Raw genomic sequence first — 22827 nt, forward strand, 5'->3', positions numbered from 1 at the left:
GGGGGGATGGTCCCCCCCCCCCACCCCCCCCCCCCCCCCCACAGGGCCCTCCGGTGTTTAACGAATTACTCACATGCCTTTCACCTACGTCCGACGAATCCGCTTCTAGACTTTCCCCATAAGCCGAAAATCGGCGCGGGAGAGTGCGATGTGGCGGTGTGCGGGGCTGTTGGGTGTTTTGCTGTTGCTCGGGGGTTGCCAGACCACCCACGAAGATTTGATCGCCAAAGGTTATCCACCGGCCTTCGCCGACGGTTTTGACGATGGCTGCGTCAGTGGCCGGCAAGCCGCCGGCTCGATCAGTGGCGAGTTTCGCAAGAACGTGCCGCGCTATCTCAAGGACAAGCAATACGCCGAAGGCTGGACCGACGGCTTTCGCCAATGTCAGGCGATGCTGGAAAACAAGGATCGCGAAGAGTATCGCAATGAGCACTGGGACGAACGCGAGCGCGCCTGGCAGCAGCAGAAAGATCAGGACGCCGGGCGGGCTTATCGCTCGCAATAGGTCGTTTCCAGACATCCAGTGAAACCAAATGCCGGCGACCATGGCCCAATTCCTATAACAGGAGGACACCATGAGCCGCGCTTTCGTCAACGAAGACAACGCCGCCGCGCAAGCCGATCAACCCGTCGAACGGCAGGTCAGTGCGCAGCCCAATTACGTCACACCGCAGGGATTGGCACAGTTACAGGCCAAAGTCGCCGAGCTGCAAAGCCTGCACGCCGAGCAATCGGCCCAAGGCGAACAGGCCGACAAGCAACGGCTGGCCGATCTGGAACGGGATCTGCGCTACTTCAATCAACGCCTCGCCAGCGCACAGGTCGCTGCCCCCGCGACTTCCACCGACAAGGTGCAGATTGGCAGCTGGGTGACCTACGCCGACGAACACAACACCGAAAGTCGGGTGCAATTGGTCGGCGAAGATCAGGCCGACGCCAGTCAGGGCCTGATCAACTGGGCTTCGCCGCTGGGCCGGGCATTGCTCGGTGCCCGGCTCAATGACGAAGTGCTGTGGCAGCGCCCCGCCGGCGATCAGGTGATTGAAGTGATTCGCATCGAACCGGCTTAAACCACACCCTGCGCGAGCATCGCATCCGCGACTTTGACGAAGCCGGCGATGTTCGCGCCTTTGACGTAATTGATCCGTCCGTTCTCTTCGCCGTAATGCACGCAGGCGTAGTGGATCGACTGCATGATCGCGTGCAGCTTGCTGTCCACCTCACCCGCCGTCCACAGCAGGCGCATGGCGTTCTGCGACATCTCCAGCCCGCTGACCGCTACGCCGCCAGCGTTCGACGCCTTGCCCGGGGCGAACAGAATGCCGGCTTCGATGAAGATATCCACAGCCTCCAGCGTGGTCGGCATGTTCGCGCCCTCGGCCACACACACGCAGCCGTTGCGCAGCAGCGTACGCGCAGCCTCGGCATCGAGCTCGTTCTGCGTGGCACAGGGCAGCGCGATGTCGCACGGCAGCGACCACGGCAACTGCCCGGCGCGGAACTCCAGACCGAACGCCGTGGCCAGTTCGCTGATGCGTCCGCGTTTGACGTTTTTCAGTTCCAGCAGTGCCTGCCACTGTTCTTCGCTCAGTCCCGATTCGCAGTACAGCGTGCCTTCGGAGTCGGACAGCGAAATCACCTTGCCGCCGAGGTCCATGACCTTGCGCGCCGCGTATTGGGCGACGTTGCCGGAGCCGGAGATCGCCACACGCTTGCCTTCGACAGTCTGCCCGCGGCGCTTGAGCATTTCCTCGGCGAAGTACACGCAACCGAAACCGGTGGCTTCCGGGCGAATCAGGCTGCCGCCGTAGGTCATGCCTTTGCCGGTCAACACGCTGGTGAACTGGTTGCTCAAGCGTTTGTACTGGCCGAACAGGAAACCGATCTCCCGCGCCCCGACACCGATGTCACCAGCCGGCACGTCCACGTCGGCGCCGATGTGGCGGTACAGCTCACTCATGAACGCCTGGCAGAAACGCATGACTTCGGCGTCGCTCTTGCCCTTCGGATCGAAGTCCGAACCGCCCTTGCCGCCGCCCATGGGCAACGAGGTCAGGGAGTTCTTGAAGGTCTGTTCGAAGGCCAGGAATTTCAGCACGCCCAGGTTCACCGAAGGATGGAAGCGCAAACCACCCTTGTACGGGCCGATGGCGCTGTTCATCTGGATGCGGAAACCGCGATTGACCTGAACCTTGCCCTGATCGTCGACCCACGACACGCGGAACACCACCGCCCGCTCCGGCTCGCAGATGCGCTCCAGAATGCCTGAGGTCAGGTAACGCGGATTGGCTTCGAGAAACGGCCACAGACTGCGCAGGACTTCTTCGACAGCCTGGTGGAATTCGGGTTGATCCGGGTCGCGTTTTTTCAGTCGGGCAAGGAAGGATTCGACGGATTCGATCATGGGAAAAGTCTCGGCAAATTTATTGTCGTTGGAAGCGATTGAGCCGGACTGTAGCAAACGATTTGCGCACAGCAACAGCGCAAAATGTCGCAGTTATGAAATTAAATGGTGCACAGGATATAAATCAGGTGGTTTTTTGGGCTGGTTTTGCACCTGATTGGGGAGATCAGATTGAAGTGATGCACCAACAGTTATACCGCCTTCGCGAGCAAGCTCGCTCCCACACTTGAAATGCGCTCCCCTGTGGGAGCGAGCTTGCTCGCGAAGGGTTCGACTCGGTTGCATCTGAAAAACCCAGGCAAAAAAAAACGGAGCCCGAAGGCTCCGCTCTTTTTCATCCAACCAGCCTGATATCAGGCCAGTTTCTTGTGGCGTACCCGATGTGGCTGGGCAGCTGCTTCGCCGAGGCGCTTTTTGCGGTCGGCTTCGTACTCGGTGTAGTTACCTTCGAAGAACACTGCTTGCGAGTCGTCTTCGTACGCCAGGATGTGCGTTGCGACGCGGTCCAGGAACCAGCGATCGTGAGAGATCACAATGGCGGCGCCCGGGAAGTCCAGCAGGGCTTCTTCCAGGGAACGCAGGGTTTCAACGTCGAGGTCGTTGGACGGTTCGTCGAGCAGCAGGACGTTGCCGCCCTCCTTCAGGGTCAGCGCCAGGTGCAGACGACCGCGCTCACCACCGGACAGGTCCTTGACGAACTTCTGCTGGTCGCCGCCCTTGAAGTTGAAGCGACCGACGTAAGTGCGCGACGGGATCTCGTAGTTGCCGATGCGGATCTGATCGGAACCGTCGGAGATCTGCTGGAACACGGTCTTGCTGCCGTCGAGGTCTTCGCGGCTCTGATCCACGCAGGCCAGTTGCACGGTTTCGCCGACTTCGATGGTGCCGGAATCCGGAGTTTCCTTGCCCATCAGCATGCGGAACAGGGTCGACTTACCGGCACCGTTACCACCGATCACGCCGACAATGGCGCCCTTCGGCATAGAGAACGACAGGTTGTCGATCAGCACGCGATCGCCGTAACCCTTGGTGACGTTCTTGAACTCGATGACCTTGTCGCCCAGACGCGGACCGGCCGGGATGTAGATCTCGTTGGTTTCCGAACGCTTCTGGAATTCCTGCGACTGCATTTCTTCGAAGCGTTGCAGACGAGCCTTGGATTTCGACTGACGGGCTTTCGCGCCTTTGCGCACCCACTCCAGTTCTTCCTTCATGGCTTTTTCGTGAGCCGACTGCTGCTTGGATTCGGCCGCCAGACGATCGGACTTGGCTTCGAGCCAACCCGAGTAGTTGCCTTCGTACGGAATGCCCGCGCCGCGGTCGAGTTCCAGAATCCAGCCAGCGACGTTGTCGAGGAAGTACCGGTCGTGCGTGATCGCGACCACGGTGCCCGGGAAGTCGTGCAGGAAGTGCTCCAGCCACGCCACCGAATCAGCGTCCAAGTGGTTGGTCGGTTCGTCGAGCAGCAGCATGTCCGGGGCGGACAGCAGCAGACGGCACAGGGCCACACGACGTTTTTCACCACCGGACAGGTGTTCGACCTTGGCGTCCCAGGCTGGCAGACGCAGGGCGTCGGCCGCGACTTCCAGTTGACGCTCCAGGTTGTGACCATCGCTGGCCTGCAGGATCGCTTCGAGCTTGGCCTGTTCGGCAGCCAGCTTGTCGAAGTCGGCATCCGGATCAGCGTAAGCGGCGTAGACCTCGTCCAGACGCGCTTGCGCGTCCTTGATCACGCTGACCGCTTCCTCGACCACTTCACGCACAGTCTTGGTCGGATCAAGTTGTGGCTCTTGCGGCAGATAACCGATGTTCAGGTCCGGCATCGGACGGGCTTCGCCCTCGAATTCGGTGTCGACGCCGGCCATGATTTTCAGCAGCGTGGACTTACCCGAACCGTTGAGGCCGAGTACGCCGATCTTGGCGCCGGGGAAGAACGACAGCGAAATGTTTTTCAGGATTTCCCGCTTCGGCGGAACAACTTTGCCCAGCCGATGCATGGTGAAGACGTATTGAGCCATGGAGAACCTTGGGTCAGTGACAGATGAATGATTGGAGCGCAGGCGATGCCCGGCCAGACCGATGCGCGTCGTTCACTTGATGGTCATCAATGCGTGCGCGCGGAAAAAGTCTGAGTCTAGGAGCTGGGCCAGACGCTGTTAAAACGTAACGAGCGAAGGAAAGACAAGGCGGAAACAGGCGAGGACGCGGAGTTTACGGGTTGTAAATGAGCAGTCCGAGCCTGTTTTCAACGCAGTATTTCCGAGCGCAGTAGTTTTAACAGTGTCTGGGCTCCCGCGTAACCGGCAAAGCTACCTTAATGACGGAAGGCAGTCCAGCCGAGTGGGGCTGGCACTTCGCCACAACTCAAGGCATGCTAGCCGCCCTTCGGGCGTCCGGCTTATAGTGCACGTCGCGCCAGTCCAGCCAAACCGCAGGATTACAGCTTGTCCAACGTTACCCCGCCAGCTTCTGTGAGCGCGTCCAATCCGGGGACCGGCTCGCCCCTGCGCGGAACACTGAAGGGTGCGTTGGCGACGCTGGTACTTTTGCTGCTGGCATTGCTGTTCTGGCAGTTGCTCGATCAACTGCGCGAGACCCAGAAAAACCAGCGCCAGTACACCATCGACTACACCGCCGACCTCGCCTCGCAGGTCAGCTTGAACATGTCGCTGAATGCGCAGATCGCCCTCAACCTGTTACCGATCGTCGAACAGCCGCAGTCGTCCGACGAACAGCAGGCACTGCTGCGCAAGCTCCAGCAATCGCTGCCCGACCTGCGCAGCCTGGCCCTGCTCAGCCCGTCCGGGAAAATCATCAACGACAGCGCCAGCGACAGCCACGACGCCGATTACCTCGGTGAACTGGTGCGCCGCAGCCGCGCCCAGGCGCATTACTTCAGCAACGCCGACGACGGCTCGGTAGTGCATCTGTTATTGCATCAGGCCAGCGGCAGCACGCGCGGCTACTGGGTTTTGCGCCTGACCCCGACCTTCTTCGACTCGCTGACCAAGCAGGGCGAAACCGGCATCCGCCCGTTGTGGCTGGTGGAAAACCGTCTCAACCATCAGATCATCAGCCGCGACGAAGCGCTGTCTTCGGCCAGGCCAGGCGTGCTGAGTCCGGACGACATGGCCAACACTGTGCTCACCGTGCCGCTGAGCAGCAGCGACTGGCAGTTGCGCGGGCTGTTCGACCGCCAGCGCGTGCTCGAAGAACTGCTGCCGGCGTTCATCGGCAAATGCCTGCTGGGTCTGGCGTTCTCGATGCTGCCGGTGATCGCCCTGCTGAACATGCGTCGCCGTCAGCGCCAGTTGCATGAAGGTCGCCGACGTTATCAGGACATTTTCGAAGGCACTGGCGTTGCGTTGTGCGTGCTCGACCTGTCCGGCCTCAAGCAGGTGTTCGACAAGGCGCAGATCCAGACCAGCGACCAGCTCAAGGCCTGGCTCGACCAGCCGGCCCAGCGCCAGCAACTGCTGCAAGAGCTGCGCGTCACCGAGGTCAATCAGGTGGCGCTGCAACTGCTCAATGTCAATTCCTGCGAGCACGCCTGGCAGTTGCTGATCGACGGTCATCCGCACAGCCAGTGCGCCATCGGCAACCAGGTGCTCGACGCCGTTCTGCAGCAACAAAAACAGCTGGAACTGGAAATCAAATTGCCGGACATCAACGGGCGCGATCAGCACCTGTGGATGGTCCTGCGCCTGCCTGAAGAACAGCACGACTATAAAGCGGTGATCCTGAGCATCAACGACATCACCAGCCGCAAGCTGATCGAACTGTCGCTGCTGGAACGCGAAGGCTTCTGGTCGGACGTGGTGCGCACCGTGCCGGATCATCTGTATGTGCAGGACGTGATCAGCCAGCGGATGATTTTCAGCAACCACCACCTCGGCCAGACCCTCGGGTACAACCGCACCGAACTGCACCAGATGGGCGAGTATTTCTGGGAAATCCTCCTGCACCCGGAGGACGCCGACTACTACCATCGCTCGCGGCAGATGCAGCGTCACGCCGGTTACAGCCAGTTGTTGCAATGCCAACTGCGTTTCCGACATCGCGATGGCGAGTGGCGGCGCTTCGACATCCGCGAACAGGCGCTGGCCCGCGACAAGCACGATCAGGTCACGCGGATCATCGGCGTGGCCAAGGACATCACCGAGCAGATCGAGGCCAGTGAATCCCTGCGCGACAGCGAACAACGCTACCGCATGCTCGCCGAAAGCATCAGCGACGTGATCTTCTCCACCGACAGCAAGCTGTCGCTGAACTACGTCAGCCCATCAGTGCAAGCGGTACTCGGCTACGACGCCGAGTGGATTTTCCAGAACGGCTGGCAATCGACCATCGCCAACCCGCAGCAACTGAGCGGCATCTACTCCCTGATGGATCGGGTCAGCAAAGCGCTCGACAAACCTGAACAACTGGCAGTGTTGCGCAACCAGGTGCAGACCCAGATGTTCCTGTTCGACTGCCTGCGCGCCGACGGCCGCAAGATCCCGATCGAGCTGCGTCTGGTGCTGGTGTGGGACGAACACGGCGCGTTCGAAGGCGTGCTCGGTGTCGGCCGCGACATCAGCCAGCAACGCCGCGCCGAGAAAGACCTGCGCATGGCGGCCACGGTATTCGAGCACTCGACTTCGGCGATCCTGATCACCGACCCCGCCGGTTACATCGTGCAGGCCAACGAAGCGTTCAGCCGGGTCAGCGGTTACGCGGTATCGGAAGTGCTCGATCAGTTGCCGAACATGCTCACCGTCGACGAGCAACAGGACGCGCACCTGCGCTATGTGCTCAAGCAACTGCACCAGCACAGCACCTGGGAAGGCGAAGTCTGGCTCAAGCGCCGCAACGGCGAGCATTACCCGGCGTGGGTCGGCATCACGGCGGTACTCGACGATGAAGGCGACCTCGCCAGTTACGTGTGTTTCTTCAGCGACATCAGCGAGCGCAAGGCCAGCGAGCAACGCATCCACCGCCTCGCCTACTACGACGCCCTGACCCACCTGCCGAACCGCACACTGTTCCAGGATCGCCTGCACACTGCGCTGCAATCGGCCGAACGGCAGAAGTCGTGGGTGGTGCTGATGTTCCTCGACCTCGACCGCTTCAAGCCGATCAACGACTCGCTCGGCCATGCTGCTGGCGACCGCATGTTGAAAGACATGGCCACGCGGCTGCTGGCTTGCGTCGACGATGACGACACCGTGGCACGCATGGGCGGCGACGAGTTCACCTTGCTCCTGCAACACCGCTCCAGCCGCGAAATGGCGCTGAACCGGGCGATTCATGTGGCCGAGCAGATCCTCGCCAGTCTGGTGCGACCGTTTGTGCTGGAAGGCCGCGAGTTCTTCGTCACCGCCAGTATCGGTATCGCCCTGAGCCCGCAGGACGGTAACGAGCTCAGCCAGTTGATGAAGAACGCCGACACCGCGATGTATCACGCCAAGGAGCGCGGCAAGAACAACTTCCAGTTCTATCAGGCCGACATGAACGCCAGTGCGCTGGAACGCCTGGAGCTGGAAAGCGACCTGCGCCATGCGCTGGAGCAGAACGAATTCGTCCTGTATTACCAGCCGCAGTTCAGCGGCGACGGCAAACGCCTGACCGGCGCCGAAGCGCTGCTGCGCTGGCGTCATCCGCGTCGTGGACTGGTGCCGCCGGGGGATTTCATTCCGGTGCTGGAAGAGCTGGGTCTGGTGGTCGACGTCGGCGACTGGGTGATCAGCGAAGCCTGCCGTCAGCTCAAGACCTGGCACCAGAACCGCGTGCGCGTGCCGAAGGTCTCGGTGAACATCTCGGCGCGGCAGTTCTCCGACGGCCAGCTCGGTACGCGCATCGCCACCATCCTGCGCGAAACCGGACTGCCGCCGGCCTGTCTGGAACTGGAGCTGACCGAAAGTATCCTGATGCGCGAAGTCAGCGAGGCGATGCAGATCCTCGCCGGGCTGAAGAACCTCGGCCTGAGCATCGCGGTCGATGACTTCGGCACCGGTTATTCGTCGCTGAACTACCTCAAGCAATTCCCGATCGACGTGCTGAAGATCGACCGCACCTTCGTCGACGGCCTGCCGTCCGGCGAACAGGACGCGCAGATCGCCCGCGCGATCATCGCCATGGCCCACAGCCTCAATCTGGCGGTGATCGCCGAAGGCGTGGAAACCCATGAGCAACTGGACTTCCTGCGCGAGCACGGTTGCGATGAAGTGCAGGGCTATCTGTTCGGACGACCGATGCCGGCGAGCCGGTTTGAAGCGCAGTTCAGTAATGATGCCCTCTTCATGTTCGACTGAATTTTTGCGGTGCCGCTCATGACGCCTTCGCGAGCAAGCCCGCTCCCACAGTGAACCGCATTTTTCCTGAAGGAACCGGCTCAAAGGTGGGAGCGGGCTTGCTCGCGAAAGGGCCGGTACAGACGCATGAAAAATCTGCGGTGCAGTCATCCCCAGCAGGCTGGCTCGCCCAAGGACTTGCCGTAAATCAGTATTCTTCGGTTGAAACGCGGCCATTGTGGAGGCCTTCAAAAGCACCGCACATCTGTCATGAACGCCACTTGTCTGCGACATGATGTCGTTTCATATGCCATCCAAAACCCATTGGGTTAGAATGCCCCCCTTTTCTGCCCCCGATCCTTGAGGACCGCCATGTTCAGCCGTGATTTGACTATTGCCAAGTACGACGCCGATCTCTTTGCCGCCATGGAGCAAGAAGCTCAGCGCCAGGAAGAGCACATTGAGCTGATCGCTTCGGAAAACTACACCAGCCCTGCGGTGATGGAAGCTCAAGGCTCGGTACTGACCAACAAGTACGCCGAAGGCTACCCGGGCAAGCGCTACTACGGTGGTTGCGAGTACGTCGACGTTGTTGAACAACTGGCCATCGACCGCGCCAAAGAGCTGTTCGGCGCCGATTACGCCAACGTTCAGCCGCACGCCGGTTCGCAAGCCAACGCCGCTGTCTACCTGGCCCTGCTGCAAGGTGGCGACACCATTCTGGGCATGAGCCTGGCCCACGGTGGTCACCTGACTCACGGTGCCAGCGTTTCCTCCTCCGGCAAGCTGTACAACGCCGTGCAGTATGGCATCGACGCCAACGGCCTGATCGACTACGACGAAGTCGAGCGTCTGGCGGTTGAGCACAAGCCGAAAATGATCGTGGCCGGTTTCTCTGCCTACTCGCAGATCCTCGACTTCCCACGCTTCCGCGCCATCGCTGACAAGGTCGGTGCCTACCTGTTCGTCGACATGGCGCACGTGGCCGGTCTGGTCGCCGCTGGCGTCTACCCGAACCCGGTGCCATTCGCTGACGTGGTCACCACCACCACACACAAGACCCTGCGCGGTCCTCGTGGCGGTCTGATCCTGGCGCGCGCCAACGCCGAGATCGAGAAGAAGCTGAACTCCGCAGTATTCCCGGGCGCCCAGGGTGGCCCGCTGGAGCACGTGATCGCCGCTAAAGCGATCTGCTTCAAGGAAGCGCTGCAGCCTGAGTTCAAGGCTTACCAGGAACAAGTGGTGAAGAACGCCCAGGCCATGGCCGAAGTGTTCATCGAGCGCGGTTTCGACGTAGTTTCCGGTGGCACCAAGAACCACCTGTTCCTGCTGTCGCTGATCAAGCAGGACATCTCCGGTAAAGACGCCGACGCTGCACTGGGCAAAGCGTTCATCACCGTGAACAAGAACTCCGTGCCTAACGACCCACGCTCGCCGTTCGTTACTTCCGGCCTGCGCTTCGGCACCCCGGCTGTGACCACTCGCGGCTTCAAGGAAGCCGAGTGCAAAGAGCTGGCCGGCTGGATCTGCGACATCCTCGCTGACCTGAACAACGAAGCGGTGATCGACGCCGTTCGCGAGAAAGTCAAAGCCATCTGCAAGAAACTGCCGGTGTACGGCGCTTAATCGCGACGTTAAATCCGCAGCATGAAAAACCGGCCAGCGATGGCCGGTTTTTTTTCGCCTGTCGGAAAGATCAAAAGATCGCAGCCTTCGGCAGCTCCTACATTTGGAATGCGCTCACCTGTAGGAGCTGCCGAAGGCTGCGATCTTTTGATCTCTGGCAACTGGTCAGACCGGTCATGCCAATTTAGCGATTTTCACTTGTCATCCCGAAAAAACCGAGCGTAGACTGCGCCTGCACTGGACATACCGGTAAGACCACAATAATTAAGTCCTGAATCTGATGTGCCCCGCACACGGCAGCCAGGACACCGACCAGGATTCCTCCCATGCTCAGATGGTGCTCGCGTTCAATCTTCCTCCAAGTGGTTCTCGGACTGGTGCTCGGCATCATCTGCGGGCTGACCCTTCCCGAATATTCCGCTCAGCTCAAACCGTTGGGCGACGGCTTCATCAAACTGATCAAGATGCTCATCGGCCTGATCGTGTTCTGCGTGGTGGTCAGCGGCATCAGTGGCGCGGGCGATCTGAAGAAGGTCGGGCGCATCGGCCTCAAGTCGGTGATCTACTTTGAAGTGCTGACCACCATCGCCCTGGTGATCGGTCTGGTGTTCGCTTTCAGCACCGGAATCGGCAGCGGCGCGAATATCCATCTGGAGCAGTTGTCCGCCGCCGACATGGGCGATATCGCCGAACGCGGCCAGCACATGCACACCACCACGCAGTTCCTGATGGACCTGATCCCGACCTCGGTGATCGGCGCCTTCGCCGACAACAACATTCTGCAAGTGCTGCTGTTCTCGGTGCTGTTCGGCAGTGCGTTGAATCTAGTCGGTGAAGCGGCCTCCGGGATCTCGCGGCTGATCAACGAACTGAGCCATGTGATTTTCCGGATCATGGGCATGATCGTGCGTCTGGCACCGATCGGCGTTTTCGGCGCCATCGCCTTCACCACCAGCAAATACGGCCTCGATTCACTGCAACATCTGGGCAGTCTGGTGGGCTTGTTCTACCTGACCTGCATGGCATTCGTCAGCGTGATTCTAGGGCTGGTGATGCGTGCGTCCGGCCTGCGCCTGTGGCCACTGCTCAAGTACCTGCGTGAAGAATTGCTGATCGTCATGGGCACCGCTTCTTCCGACGCCGTGCTGCCACAGATCATGCGCAAACTGGAACACCTAGGCATCGGCAGCTCGACCGTCGGGCTGGTGATTCCCACCGGTTACTCGTTCAACCTCGACGGCTTTTCGATCTACCTGACCCTGGCCATCGTGTTCATCGCCAACGCCACCGGTACGCCACTGGCAATGACCGACCTGTTGACGATTCTGCTGGTATCGCTGATCACTTCGAAAGGCGCCCACGGCATTCCCGGCTCGGCGCTGGTGATTCTCGCGGCGACGCTGACGGCGATCCCGGCGATTCCGGTGGTCGGGCTGGTGCTGGTACTGGCGGTGGACTGGTTCATGGGCATTGGCCGGGCGCTGACCAACCTGATCGGCAACTGCGTCGCCACCGTGGCCATCGCCCGTTGGGAAAAGGACATCGATGTGCAACGCGCAAACAAAGTACTCAGCGGTCAGCAGGGCTACACCTTTCAACCGCGTAAAACCGGAACTCCGGCGCACCAGCAAGAGTTCTGATTTTCAACCCCGCAGGAGCTGCCGCAGGCTGCGATCTTTTGATCTTGTTTGCGGCATCCCCTATGGGCTTACGGAGCTAGACAAGTGATAACCACATCAACCGTCGTCAACTCAGTCGTAGAAAAACTGCGCGCCGCCCTCGCCCGCGGTCAGTGGCGCTCCGGCGACATGCTGCCGGGTCAGCGTGAACTGGCCGAACAACTGGGCATCAGCCGTCCGAGCCTGCGCGAAGCGGTGATCGTTCTGGAAACCCTTGGTCTGGTGCGCTCGATGCCGGGCAAAGGCGTGGTAGTGCTCGACGCCCAACTCAGCGACAGCCAGAGCCACGACAGCGCGGTGGCCGGCGCCAGCCTCGAAGACGTGCTGCAACTGCGTTACACCCTTGAGCCGTTCATCGTCGGGCTGGTCGCGCAGTCGATCAGCAGCAAGGAAGTCGGGCAATTGCGCCTGACTTTGATGGACATGCGCGAAGCCCTTGAAGCGGGCGACAGCGAAGCCGGGGTGAGCGCCTACATCGCCTTCCACGAAGAGCTGTTCACCCTGACCTCGAACCCGATCTTTCAGAGCGTGGTGCAGCAGACCAGCAACGCGCTCAAGCAAAGCGCCGAAGTGCTGCGCAATTCACCTGAGCATCTGGCCGAACGCCTGGAAGAAAACGAAGCGGTGGTGCGCGCGATCCGCAGCAAGAACAGCGCCCAGGCCAGCGCCGAAATGCGCCGGCACATTCTGCGCGAAGGTCAGCGCATGGGCTTTGAGTTGAACATTCCGGATGACCACCTCAGCAACTGACTTTCTTCACACTGGAGACCGGCCATGAACAGCCTTGCCACGTCGCCGCACACTCGTCAGATGTCGGCGCCCCTGCCCTTCTCCCGCCTGCGGACGCCGGCAGATGATCTGTACCCGCGGCTGTTCGACGCGATTCTGGACCAGCGAATCGATCCGGCCAGCCGCTTCACCGAAGACAGTCTCAAGCAGATGTTCGGGGTCAGCCGCGCCGATGTGCGCCGGGTACTGACGCAGTTATCGCATGAGCAGGTGATTGTGCTGCGCGCCAATCATCGGCCACGGGTGGCCGCACCGGATGCCGAGCAGACCCGACAAACCCTGCATGCGCGGCGCCTGACCGAAGCGACACTGGTGCGCCTGGCTTGTCAGAATGCATCACCCGAGGGTTTGAAACGCTTGCGTGCACTGGTCGAACGCGAACGCCTGGCCGTGGTTCAGGAGCGGCGTGCGGCGGCGATTCGGTTGTCCGGCGAGTTTCATCTGCAGTTGGCGCAAATGGCGGGCAATGCACCGTTGGCGCATTTCCTTGGCAGCCTGGTGCCGTTGACGTCGCTGGCGATTGCGCGGTGTGATGGATCGACGCCGGGTTGCTGCGCGTGGCAGGAGCATCTGGCGATTGTCGAGGCGGTCGCGTCTGGGGATGTGTCCATGGCTGAGCGACTGATGAATCAACACCTGGATCATCTTGAGCAGACTTTGCTGGGTACAGCCCTTGAGCATCGTGTCGCCGGTTAGATCGCCTTCGCGAGCAAGCCCGCTCCCACAGTGAATTGCATTCCTCCTGACAGAATGCGGCCTACTGTGGGAGCGGGCTTGCCCGCGAAGGCGTCAGCCCTGGCGCCGAAGACCCATCAGGCAGAAGTCACTTTGGCAAACCCCGCCCGGATCTTCTCTTCCGGCAAATCATCGGCAATAAACACAATCACACTTTCCCGCGCTTCACCCTCGGCCCACTCGGTGTCCCAATCAAAGCCGTAGAGTTTCAGTACGCCCTGAAACACCAGCCGCCGATCCTCGCCAGCGATGTTCAACACGCCCTTGTAGCGCAACAACTGCTTGCCGTGTTCTTCCAGCAGCTCATTCATGAATTCGCTGAGCCGATCGATATCCAGCGGCTGGTCAGTGCGCAGCACCAGACTGGAGATGCGGTCGATGGAAGGCGCCTTGCTCACCGGACGCAGGCTCACCCCGCCACCGAGGTCGGCATTGAGATTGAAGCCACGCACGTCGAGCAGTTCCGCCAGATCGATGTTGCCATGCTCGACCACGCGGATCGGCGCGCGACGATTGATCCGCGTCAGGCGCTCGCTCAACGCGGTGAACGTGGCCTCATCCACCAGATCGGTCTTGCTCACCAGCAGGCGGTCGGCGAAACCGATCTGCGCCTGGGCGATGGTCTGCATCAGGTGCTGGTCGGCGTGAGCCGCATCCACCAGGGTGATAATGCCATCGAGCAGATAGCGTTCGCGCAGTTCTTCGTCGATAAAAAAGGTCTGCGCCACCGGGGCCGGGTCGGCCAGACCGGTGCATTCGATCACCAGGCGGTCGAAGGCGATTTCACCGCTGTCCAGGCGTTCGAGCAGCAGGTACAGGGCCTTGGTCAAATCGGTGTGGATAGTGCAGCAGACGCAGCCGTTGGCCAACGTCATGACTTGCACCGGTTCGTCGCCGAGCAACTGGGTGTCGATGCCGGCGTCGCTGAATTCGTTTTCGATCACGGCGATTTTCAGGCCATGCTCGGCTTTAAGCAGATGGCGCAGCAAGGTGGTCTTGCCGGCACCGAGGAAACCGCTGAGTACCGTTACGGGTATGGGAGAAGACAAAACACGATCTCCTGAAAGAAACACAAAACAAATGTGGGAGCGGGCTTGCTCGCGAAAGCGGTGTGTCAGTCAAATCATTCATCAACTGACACTCCGTATTCGCGAGCAGGCTCGCTCCCACAGGGGGGATTGCATCAACCGCAGGCTGTCAGCTCAACAGCACTTCGGCCCACCCTTGCCACCGTAACGCGCTTCCTGACGTTCGCGGAAGAACATCTCGTAGCTCATCACCGGTTTGTCCGGGTGTTTGGTTTGCATATGCTCGACGTAGGTGTCGTAGTCGGGCATGCCGACCATCAGGCGTGCGGCCTGACCGAGGTATTTACCGAGGCGACTCAGGTCATTGAACATGGTGCAATCCTCTGGTTACGCGTCCGGCAGGGCCTGGAATGGCGATTCTTTATCCGTACGCTCTTTTTTGCCCCAGGCGGCGATGCCGACCTTGAGCGCATAGAACAGGATGCTGAACACCACGAACAGGAACAGCGCGGTAAGCGTTGCGTTGGTGTAGGCGTTGAAGATCACGTGCTGCATCTGATCGATGCTCTTGGCCGGCGCGATGATTTGTCCGGCGGCCAGGGCATCGCTGTACTTCTTGGCCAGCGACAGGAAGCCGATCGCCGGGTTGGCGTCGAACAGCTTGATGAAGCCTGCAGTGGTGGTGCAGATCAGCAGCCAGGCGGCTGGCAGCAGGGTCACCCAGATGTAGCGCTGACGCTTCATCTTGATCAGGACCACGGTGCCGAGCATCAGCGCGATACCGGCCAGCATCTGGTTGGAGATACCGAACAGTGGCCACAGGGTGTTGATGCCGCCCAGTGGATCGATCACGCCCTGATACAGCAACCAGCCCCACATCGCCACACAACCGGCGGTGGCGATCAGGTTGGCGGTCCACGATTCGGTACGTTTCAGCGCCGGCACGAAGGAGCCGAGCAGGTCCTGCAGCATGAAACGCCCGGCACGGGTACCGGCGTCCACAGCGGTCAGGATGAACAGCGCTTCGAACAGGATCGCAAAGTGGTACCAGAACGCCATGGTGTTTTCACCCGGCAGGACACTGTGCAGGATCTGCGCGATACCGACCGCCAGGGTCGGCGCACCGCCGGCACGGGCGAGGATGGTGGTTTCACCGATGTCATGCGCCACTGCTTGCAGCGCCTCCGGCGTGATCGCGAAGCCCCAGCTGCTGACCATCTGCGCCACCGAAGCCACGTCACCACCGACCACAGCGGCCGGGCTGTTCATGGCGAAGTACACGCCTGGCTCGATCACCGAAGCGGCAACCATCGCCATGATCGCGACGAACGATTCCATGAGCATGCCGCCGTAACCGATGTAACGCGCGTTGGTTTCGTTATCCAGCAGCTTCGGCGTGGTACCCGACGCGATCAACGCGTGGAAACCGGACACCGCACCGCAGGCGATGGTGATGAACAGGAACGGGAACAGACCGCCCTTCCACACCGGCCCGGTGCCATCGACGAACTGGGTCAGCGCCGGCATTTTCAGCTCGGGCATGGTTACCAGAATGCCGATCGCCAGGGCGATGATGGTACCGATCTTGAGGAACGTCGACAGGTAGTCGCGCGGTGCCAGAATCAGCCACACCGGCAGCACGGCGGCAACGAAGCCGTAGCCGATCAGCATCCAGGTGATTTGCACACCGGTGAAGCTGAAGGCCTTGGCCCACACCGGATCAGCGGCAATCTGCCCACCGAGCCAGATCGAACCGAGCAGCAGCAACACACCGATGACCGAGATCTCGCCAATGCGGCCCGGACGGATGTAGCGCATGTAAATGCCCATGAACATCGCGATCGGGATGGTCGCCATCACGGTGAAGATGCCCCATGGGCTCTCCGCCAGTGCCTTGACCACGATCAGCGCCAGCACCGCGAGGATGATGATCATGATCAGGAAGCAGCCGAACAGGGCGATGGTGCCGGGAATGCGGCCCATTTCTTCGCGCACCATGTCGCCCAGGGAACGGCCGTTGCGCCGGGTCGACATGAACAGGACCATGAAGTCCTGCACTGCGCCCGCCAGCACCACCCCGGCAATCAGCCACAGCGTGCCGGGCAGGTAGCCCATCTGCGCCGCCAATACCGGGCCGACCAGCGGGCCTGCGCCGGCAATGGCCGCGAAGTGGTGACCGAACAGAATGTGTTTGTTGGTCGGCACGTAGTCCAGACCGTCGTTGTTGAGCACGGCGGGGGTGGCCCGACGCGGATCGAGTTGCATCACATTGTTTGCGATGAACAGGCTGTAGTAACGGTACGCAACCAGATAGATGGCCACTGCCGCGACCACGATCCACAAGGCGTTGATCGCCTCTCCTCGGCGCAATGCCACTACGCCCAGGGCGCACGCTCCTACGATTGCCAGCACTAGCCAGGGTAAGTGGCGTAGCAGGCTATTATTATTTTTCATTTTATTATTCCAGCCAGGGTGGACAAGAAAGACAGCCACCCCGAGTTTAGCGCTTACGGCGCCAAAGGCCATACCCCGACGTTGGTCTAGACGCCTTGTCGATTGGCCGCCACCCGCCGGTCGGGTCTATAGTCAGCGAACTCTTCCGAGGATTGCGCCATGAGCGAACACCCAGCCAATCGCCGTCGCTTCAAACGTATTGCGTTCGATGCCAGAACCGAGCTGAGTCAGGGCCACTTCATCTGGCCGGTGAAGTTGATCGACCTGTCGCTCAAGGGCTTGCTGATCGAGAAGCCGCAGCCGTGGCTGGGGGACAAGGAGCAGGATTTCTTCGTCGACATTCATCTGAGCGATGACGTGAATATTCAGATGGATGTGCATCTGGCCCACGAGGATCACGGGCAACTGGGGTTTGAATGCCGGCATATCAGCCTGGAATCGATCCAGCGCTTGCGGCGGTTGATCGAGCTGAATCTGGCGGATGAAACCGAGCTTGAGCGCGAATTGGGTGCCTTGATCGAAATCTAAAATAATGCTGCTCAGGTAAGGGGGACGCTGCCACCGTGGCGAGGGAGCTTGCTCCCGCTGGGTCTCGAAGCGGCCCCTGCTCTTCACTAAAAAAGCAAGGGACTGCTGCGCAGTCCAGCGGGAGCAAGCTCCCTCGCCACAGTTTATTTTCGCGGAATGGGCAGAAATTGCGGCTGGAGAGAGCGTAAGCGGTTACTCGAACAATGCGTCGAGCGCCTGCTCCAGGCGGGTCACGGCGATGATCTGCAACCCCGCCGGCGCTTCTTTTGGCGCGTTGCCCTTGGGCACGATCGCCCGTTTGAAGCCATGCTTGGCCGCTTCCTTCAAACGCTCCTGACCACTCGGCACCGGACGCACTTCACCGGACAAACCGACTTCGCCAAACACCAGCAGATCATGCGGCAACGGCCGGTTGCGCAGGCTCGACATCACCGCCGCCATCAACGCCAGATCCGATGCGGTCTCCAACACCTTCACCCCGCCGACCACGTTGAGGAACACGTCCTGGTCGTGAGTCGGAATACCACCGTGACGGTGCAATACCGCCAACAACATCGCCAATCGGTTCTGATCAAGGCCCAACGTCACGCGCCGTGGATTGGCCAGATGGCTGTCATCCACCAGCGCCTGCACTTCCACCAGCATCGGCCGGGTACCTTCCCAGGTGGCCATCACCACACTGCCCGGGACTTCTTCCTGGGCACGGGTCAGAAAAATCGCCGAAGGGTTGGAGACTTCTTTCAGGCCCTTGTCGGTCATGCCGAACACACCGAGTTCGTTGACCGCACCGAAACGGTTCTTCACCGCCCGCAACAGACGCAAACGCCCATCGGACTCGCCTTCGAAATACAGCACGGTGTCGACCATGTGTTCGAGAACCCTTGGGCCTGCCAATGCGCCTTCCTTGGTGACGTGACCGACGAGGAAAATCGCCGTACCGCTTTGTTTGGCATACCGCACCAGCAACGCCGCACTCTCGCGCACTTGTGATACACCACCCGGCGCCGATTGCAGCTGTTCGGTGAAAATGGTCTGGATCGAGTCGATCACCATCACCTTGGGTTTTTCCTGGCGGGCCGTGGCGATGATGGTTTCGATGCAGGTTTCGGTCATCACCCGCAATTGATCCTGAGGCAGCCCTAAACGTCGGGCGCGCATGGCGACCTGCTGCTGGGACTCTTCGCCGGTGACGTACAGCGCCGGCATGCTCTTGGCGAGGTTGCACAGGGTCTGCAACAGAATCGTCGACTTGCCGATGCCCGGATCACCACCGATCAGCACCACCGAACCGTCGACCAGACCGCCACCCAAAACCCGATCCAGCTCACCGGACGCGGTGGAGAAGCGCGGAATCTCCTCGATGCTGACTTCGGCCAGGGTCTTGATCTGCGCCTGCTGCCCGGCCCAACCGGTACGCCCGGTGGGCGCCGTGGCCCCGCCGCTTTCGATCATGGTTTCGGTCAGGGTGTTCCAGGCGCCGCACTCGCCGCACTGGCCCGCCCACTTGGGAAAGGTTGCGCCGCACTCGGTGCAGCCGTACATGCGCTTGGCCTTGGCCATCTGGATCCCCCGGCAAAAACCGCGATGATAACGCAGCCACCGCTCAACGCGGCGCGGCGGTGCGGATTTCGCCGTTGGCCAGACGCGCGGCACTGTTGCCCAGCGGGTCTTCGGCATTGAGGTCGGCACCCTTGGCCTTGAGTGCGTCGAGCAGTTCGACACGCTTGAACAACCCGGCGTACATCGCAGCGGTTTGTCCGGCGCCATTGCGCTGATCGGGGCTGCAATCAGTGGCCATCAACCGTCTGGCAATCTGCATCTCGCCTTTGAAAATCGCGCCCATCAGCGCCGTGTTGCCACGTTGATCCTGCGCGCAGGCATCTGCGCCCGCCGCCAGTAACCGATCAACTGCCGCGCCCTGGCCGTGATACGACGCCAGAATCAAAGCGGTGTACCCCTTGCTGTCGCGGGTATCGAGGGCATAGCCGGACTCGATAAAGGTTTCGAGCATCGGCACATCACCGCGCCGGGCGGCATCGAAATAGTAATCCTGCAACTGGGCCTTGATCGCCTCGGGGTTCTGTTCGGCCAGCGCTGTAAATGACAGGCAACCGAGCAGCAATAACAGACAAAATCGCATCAGCCGTCTCCTTGGGCAAAACGGGGCCTGAGTCAGGCCCCGCGTGATATGGCGTCGAGATCAGTCGACCAGTTTCGCCGCCAGCGCCTTGACCCGGCTCAGGTCACCGTTGGCGACTTTGGCCACACCGGTGCCGTATTCCGGATCGGCCTTATAAAGGAAGGACAGGATGATGTGCTTGCTCTCGTCATCGGTGGTGGCCAGCGAGCCGCCGAAGCTGGCGATCAGGTCCTGACGCTCCTGCTGGCTGAACGAGCGATACAGATCACCGGCCTGCTTGAAGTTCTGCTCACGCTGGATCTTCGCCTGCTGGGTGCTGCCCGACAGCGCCATTTGGCTGTAGCGCGCATTTTGTGGCTCATCACGCGGTTGCAGACGGCTCGGCTGATAATTCACCCCGGACTGCGTGGCAGCGAAGTTCATCGCACCGTCCTGATTGCCGTTGTTGACGGCAACTTTGGGCGCGTTGATCGGCAACTGCAGGGCATTGGCACCCAGACGATACATCTGCGTATCGGCATAAGAGAACACTCGGCCTTGCAGCAGACGATCTTCGGAAGGTTCGATACCCGGAACAACATTGGCCGGGGCCATCGCAACTTGTTCGGTTTCCTGGAACACATTGGCTGGGTTACGGTTCAACACCATTTGTCCAACTTTTCGCTCAGGAACATTCGGCCAGATCTTGGTAGCGTCCAATGGATCGAAATCAAACTTGGACAAATCTTGCGGATTTAGCACTTGGATGTACAAGTCCCACTTCGGGAAATCACCCTTGTTGATATGACTGACCAGATCATTAGTCATATGACTGTAATCTTTCCCCTGAACTTTTGTAACTTGCTCGGGCGTCAGATTTTTGATGCCTTGCAAACTTTTCCAGTGAAACTTCACGTAGTGCACTTCGCCCTTGGCATTGACCAACTTGTAGGCATGCACACCATTACCGTCCATTTCCCGATAACTGGCTGGAGTTCCCGAGTTGGAATACAACTCGGTCAGCGTGCGAGTGGCTTCCGGTACGTGGGAGAAGAAGTCGAAACGACGCGAGTCATCGTCCAGGTTGGTACGCGGATCGGGTTTGAACGCGTGAACCATGTCCGGAAACTTGATTGCGTCGCGGATGAAGAAGGTCGGAAAGTTGTTGCCCACCAGATCCCAGTTGCCATCGGCGGTGTAGAACTTGGTGGCAAAACCCCGTGGATCGCGCAGGGTTTCCGGGGAATGGTTGCCATGCACCACCGCAGAGAAACGCACAAATACCGGAGTGACCTGGCCGGCAGCGAACACCTTGGCCTTGCTCAGGTCGCTGAGATCATTGGTCACCGTGAAGGTGCCATGGGCACCGGTTCCGCGGGCATGCACCACGCGCTCGGGAATGCGCTCGCGGTCGAAACGCTGGAGCTTCTGGATCAGTTGCACATCCTGCAGCAACACCGGGCCGTTGGCGCCGGCGGTCTGCGAGTTCTGATTGTCGCCAACCGCTGCGCCGTTATCTCGGGTCAGGGGTGCGGCGTTCACGGAAAAAGTCAGCAGGCTGGCGGTCAGTACGCCGAGCGTACGGCGATGGGGAAAAGCCCCCAGTCCAAGAGTGGAATTCATATCAGGTTCCTCTGGTTTTTTTGGGCGCATCCAGGTGCGCCAACCAGAGGCTAGAGGGCTATGCCGGTGAACATAAATAGAAAGTTCGCAACTCGACGATTGAAAAAAATGGCTTCCTGATCAGCGGTTTACGGCGTATTTCGCGCGCGATTAGTGGCACTTTGCAAACTAATCGTGGATTCATGTGTCGATAAAAACGGGCATTGTAAGAAGGTGTTTCGCGCAGGACGCGTTTTGCTGATTTACACTGCGTACACCAACCTCATCTGTAACAAGGAAATAACCTATGGGCGTGCTAAGTGAGTTCAAGGCCTTCGCGGTCAAAGGCAATGTGGTCGACATGGCCGTCGGTATCATCATCGGTGCCGCCTTCGGCAAAATCGTTTCGTCGTTTGTCGGCGACGTGATCATGCCGCCAATCGGCCTGCTGATTGGTGGGGTGGACTTCAGTGATCTGGCCGTTACGCTAAAAGCCGCCGAGGGCAGCGCCCCGGCCGTGGTATTGGCCTACGGTAAATTCATCCAGAGCATTCTGGACTTCGTGATCGTCGCCTTCGCGATTTTCATGGGTGTCAAAGCCATCAACCGCCTGAAACGCGAAGAAGCCGTGGCCCCTTCCCTGCCACCGGTTCCGACCAAGGAAGAAGAGTTGCTCGGCGAGATTCGCGATCTGCTCAAGGCCCAGAACAACCGGCCTTGACCGCTTCATGAATGAAAACGGCGCCTGATGGCGCCGTTTTTCTACCAGTAGTTTTCCACCGCTACCTGCCCCGGCCGCCGCGACAGGCTCAGGCTCATGTGGCGTTTTTTCATCAGTGCCCGAGTGTCATCGATCATCTGTGGATTGCCGCAGAGCATGACGCGCGAGTGCTCAGGGGTCAGTTCAACACCGGCTGCCCGTTCCAGCTCGCCGTTTTCAATCAGGCTGGTAATCCGACCGTGCAAGGCGCCACGCATTTGTTCGCGGGTAACCGTGGGAATGAATCGCAGTTTATGGGCATGTTCTGCCAGGTAATCACGCTCGGCCAACCCCGCAATCAAAGGCTGATAGGCCAGCTCCCGTGTCTCACGCACGCTGTACACCAGGATGATCCGCTCGAACCGCTCCCAGACCTCGAAGTCCTGCAGGATCGACAGAAACGGCGCGACCCCGGTGCCTGTGGATAACAGCCACAGATCCCGACCATCGACAAACCGGTCCAGTGTCAGGTAGCCAAAGGCCTGGCGCTCCACCAGCAAGGTATCCCCCACCTGCAAGCGGCTCAGCTCGCTGGTGAACTCGCCCCCCGGCACCACGATGGAAAAGAACTCGAGAAACTCGTCGAATGGCGACGAGACCATCGAGTAGGCGCGCCACACGGTACTGCCGTCGGCCTTGGTCACGCCGAGGCGGGCGAATTGTCCGGCGCTGAATCGAAACCCGGCGTCGCGTGTGGTACGCAGGGTGAACAGGCTGGGGGTCAAGCGCTGCACGTCGAGCAACGTCTGGGCCGTGAACTTATCTGCGCTGGCGGTCATGGGGCACTCCATTCAACGAATGCCCCCAGTGTCGCGCAAAATCAACAGCTTA

The 22827-nt window shown here is 60.2% G+C and carries 18 protein-coding genes; 9 read left to right on the plus strand and 9 right to left on the minus strand.

Annotation, left to right across the window (positions count from 1 at the left end; genetic code table 11):
* Nucleotides 1–148: 148 nt before the first annotated feature.
* Complete coding sequence (locus AC27VU_RS16080) at nucleotides 149–505, plus strand: hypothetical protein (RefSeq protein ID WP_007963787.1); 357 nt, start codon at nucleotides 149–151, stop codon at nucleotides 503–505.
* A gap of 70 nt (nucleotides 506–575) precedes the next feature.
* Entirely contained in the window at nucleotides 576–1070 is a 495-nt protein-coding gene (locus AC27VU_RS16085; protein WP_226501097.1) for a GreA/GreB family elongation factor, read from the plus strand.
* Here the strand turns inward: AC27VU_RS16085 and gdhA are convergent.
* Both gdhA and ettA read right to left on the minus strand, forming a co-directional pair.
* Nucleotides 1067–2404: an NADP-specific glutamate dehydrogenase gene (gdhA, locus tag AC27VU_RS16090; RefSeq protein ID WP_488724427.1), complete on the minus strand. Its 1338-nt coding sequence runs from the start codon at nucleotides 2402–2404 to the stop codon at nucleotides 1067–1069. The genes AC27VU_RS16085 and gdhA overlap by 4 nt on opposite strands.
* Nucleotides 2405–2757: 353 nt before the next feature.
* Nucleotides 2758–4422, minus strand: coding sequence for an energy-dependent translational throttle protein EttA (gene ettA / locus AC27VU_RS16095; RefSeq protein WP_003228391.1), 1665 nt, complete (start codon nucleotides 4420–4422; stop codon nucleotides 2758–2760).
* A gap of 426 nt (nucleotides 4423–4848) precedes the next feature.
* Between ettA and morA the strand changes: the two genes are divergently transcribed.
* The 5 genes from morA to AC27VU_RS16120 all read left to right on the plus strand — a co-directional run bounded on the left by morA (nucleotide 4849) and on the right by AC27VU_RS16120 (nucleotide 13466).
* On the plus strand, nucleotides 4849–8697 hold the full coding sequence (gene morA, locus AC27VU_RS16100) for a cyclic di-GMP receptor MorA (protein WP_103485420.1): 3849 nt from the start codon (nucleotides 4849–4851) through the stop codon (nucleotides 8695–8697).
* 351 nt (nucleotides 8698–9048) lie between these two features.
* Nucleotides 9049–10302, plus strand: coding sequence for a serine hydroxymethyltransferase (gene glyA / locus AC27VU_RS16105; RefSeq protein WP_003228394.1), 1254 nt, complete (start codon nucleotides 9049–9051; stop codon nucleotides 10300–10302).
* Nucleotides 10303–10628: 326 nt separating this feature from the next.
* Nucleotides 10629–11942 (plus strand): C4-dicarboxylate transporter DctA, encoded by a 1314-nt coding sequence (locus AC27VU_RS16110; RefSeq protein WP_003228396.1) that lies wholly within the window; start codon nucleotides 10629–10631, stop codon nucleotides 11940–11942.
* 84 nt (nucleotides 11943–12026) lie between these two features.
* Entirely contained in the window at nucleotides 12027–12731 is a 705-nt protein-coding gene (locus AC27VU_RS16115; protein WP_262142184.1) for a FadR/GntR family transcriptional regulator, read from the plus strand.
* A 24-nt stretch (nucleotides 12732–12755) separates the two neighbouring features.
* Nucleotides 12756–13466: a GntR family transcriptional regulator gene (locus AC27VU_RS16120; RefSeq protein ID WP_488724428.1), complete on the plus strand. Its 711-nt coding sequence runs from the start codon at nucleotides 12756–12758 to the stop codon at nucleotides 13464–13466.
* 116 nt (nucleotides 13467–13582) lie between these two features.
* Here the strand turns inward: AC27VU_RS16120 and yjiA are convergent, their stop codons facing one another.
* The 3 genes from yjiA to AC27VU_RS16135 form a co-directional block, all read right to left on the minus strand.
* Nucleotides 13583–14554 carry a GTPase gene (yjiA, locus tag AC27VU_RS16125; protein ID WP_488724429.1) on the minus strand — a complete coding sequence of 324 codons (972 nt, stop codon included), beginning with the start codon at nucleotides 14552–14554 and terminating at the stop codon, nucleotides 13583–13585.
* Between the two features lie 153 nt (nucleotides 14555–14707).
* Nucleotides 14708–14905 carry a YbdD/YjiX family protein gene (locus AC27VU_RS16130; RefSeq protein WP_003228401.1) on the minus strand — a complete coding sequence of 66 codons (198 nt, stop codon included), beginning with the start codon at nucleotides 14903–14905 and terminating at the stop codon, nucleotides 14708–14710.
* Nucleotides 14906–14920: 15 nt separating this feature from the next.
* Nucleotides 14921–16987 (minus strand): carbon starvation CstA family protein, encoded by a 2067-nt coding sequence (locus AC27VU_RS16135; protein WP_003228403.1) that lies wholly within the window; start codon nucleotides 16985–16987, stop codon nucleotides 14921–14923.
* A gap of 159 nt (nucleotides 16988–17146) precedes the next feature.
* On the opposite strand from AC27VU_RS16135, the gene AC27VU_RS16140 reads away from it, so the two are divergent.
* Entirely contained in the window at nucleotides 17147–17515 is a 369-nt protein-coding gene (locus AC27VU_RS16140) for a PilZ domain-containing protein (protein ID WP_400507210.1), read from the plus strand.
* A gap of 192 nt (nucleotides 17516–17707) precedes the next feature.
* On the opposite strand, the gene radA is transcribed toward AC27VU_RS16140, so the two are convergent.
* The 3 genes from radA to katB are packed head-to-tail and all read right to left on the minus strand — an operon-like array spanning nucleotide 17708 to nucleotide 21257.
* Nucleotides 17708–19075, minus strand: coding sequence for a DNA repair protein RadA (radA, locus tag AC27VU_RS16145; RefSeq protein ID WP_003228407.1), 1368 nt, complete (start codon nucleotides 19073–19075; stop codon nucleotides 17708–17710).
* Nucleotides 19076–19118: 43 nt separating this feature from the next.
* A complete protein-coding gene (locus AC27VU_RS16150; RefSeq protein WP_488724430.1) occupies nucleotides 19119–19655 on the minus strand; it encodes an ankyrin repeat domain-containing protein in 537 nt (178 codons plus the stop codon).
* Nucleotides 19656–19715: 60 nt separating this feature from the next.
* A complete protein-coding gene (gene katB / locus AC27VU_RS16155) occupies nucleotides 19716–21257 on the minus strand; it encodes a catalase KatB (RefSeq protein WP_488724431.1) in 1542 nt (513 codons plus the stop codon).
* A gap of 286 nt (nucleotides 21258–21543) precedes the next feature.
* On the opposite strand from katB, the gene mscL reads away from it, so the two are divergent.
* Nucleotides 21544–21957, plus strand: coding sequence for a large-conductance mechanosensitive channel protein MscL (mscL, locus tag AC27VU_RS16160; RefSeq protein ID WP_003228412.1), 414 nt, complete (start codon nucleotides 21544–21546; stop codon nucleotides 21955–21957).
* Between the two features lie 41 nt (nucleotides 21958–21998).
* Here mscL and AC27VU_RS16165 read toward each other — a convergent pair whose 3' ends face one another.
* Nucleotides 21999–22775, minus strand: a complete 777-nt coding sequence (locus tag AC27VU_RS16165) for a ferredoxin--NADP reductase (protein ID WP_488724432.1) — start codon at nucleotides 22773–22775, stop codon at nucleotides 21999–22001.
* Between the last annotated feature and the right edge of the window lie 52 nt (nucleotides 22776–22827).

Source organism: Pseudomonas sp. 14P5.3.2 (genome assembly GCF_057799175.1).

Bases quoted from the DNA above. Each gene is read 5' to 3' on its own strand.
- AC27VU_RS16080 (WP_007963787.1), top strand. From the start codon at position 149: ATGTGGCGGTGTGCGGGGCTGTTGGGTGTTTTGCTGTTGCTCGGGGGT.
- AC27VU_RS16085 (WP_226501097.1), top strand. From the start codon at position 576: ATGAGCCGCGCTTTCGTCAACGAAGACAACGCCGCCGCGCAAGCCGAT.
- gdhA (WP_488724427.1), bottom strand. From the start codon at position 2,404: ATGATCGAATCCGTCGAATCCTTCCTTGCCCGACTGAAAAAACGCGAC.
- ettA (WP_003228391.1), bottom strand. From the start codon at position 4,422: ATGGCTCAATACGTCTTCACCATGCATCGGCTGGGCAAAGTTGTTCCG.
- glyA (WP_003228394.1), top strand. From the start codon at position 9,049: ATGTTCAGCCGTGATTTGACTATTGCCAAGTACGACGCCGATCTCTTT.
- AC27VU_RS16110 (WP_003228396.1), top strand. From the start codon at position 10,629: ATGCTCAGATGGTGCTCGCGTTCAATCTTCCTCCAAGTGGTTCTCGGA.
- AC27VU_RS16120 (WP_488724428.1), top strand. From the start codon at position 12,756: ATGAACAGCCTTGCCACGTCGCCGCACACTCGTCAGATGTCGGCGCCC.
- AC27VU_RS16130 (WP_003228401.1), bottom strand. From the start codon at position 14,905: ATGTTCAATGACCTGAGTCGCCTCGGTAAATACCTCGGTCAGGCCGCA.
- AC27VU_RS16135 (WP_003228403.1), bottom strand. From the start codon at position 16,987: ATGAAAAATAATAATAGCCTGCTACGCCACTTACCCTGGCTAGTGCTG.
- AC27VU_RS16140 (WP_400507210.1), top strand. From the start codon at position 17,147: ATGAGCGAACACCCAGCCAATCGCCGTCGCTTCAAACGTATTGCGTTC.
- radA (WP_003228407.1), bottom strand. From the start codon at position 19,075: ATGGCCAAGGCCAAGCGCATGTACGGCTGCACCGAGTGCGGCGCAACC.
- AC27VU_RS16150 (WP_488724430.1), bottom strand. From the start codon at position 19,655: ATGCGATTTTGTCTGTTATTGCTGCTCGGTTGCCTGTCATTTACAGCG.
- katB (WP_488724431.1), bottom strand. From the start codon at position 21,257: ATGAATTCCACTCTTGGACTGGGGGCTTTTCCCCATCGCCGTACGCTC.
- mscL (WP_003228412.1), top strand. From the start codon at position 21,544: ATGGGCGTGCTAAGTGAGTTCAAGGCCTTCGCGGTCAAAGGCAATGTG.
- AC27VU_RS16165 (WP_488724432.1), bottom strand. From the start codon at position 22,775: ATGACCGCCAGCGCAGATAAGTTCACGGCCCAGACGTTGCTCGACGTG.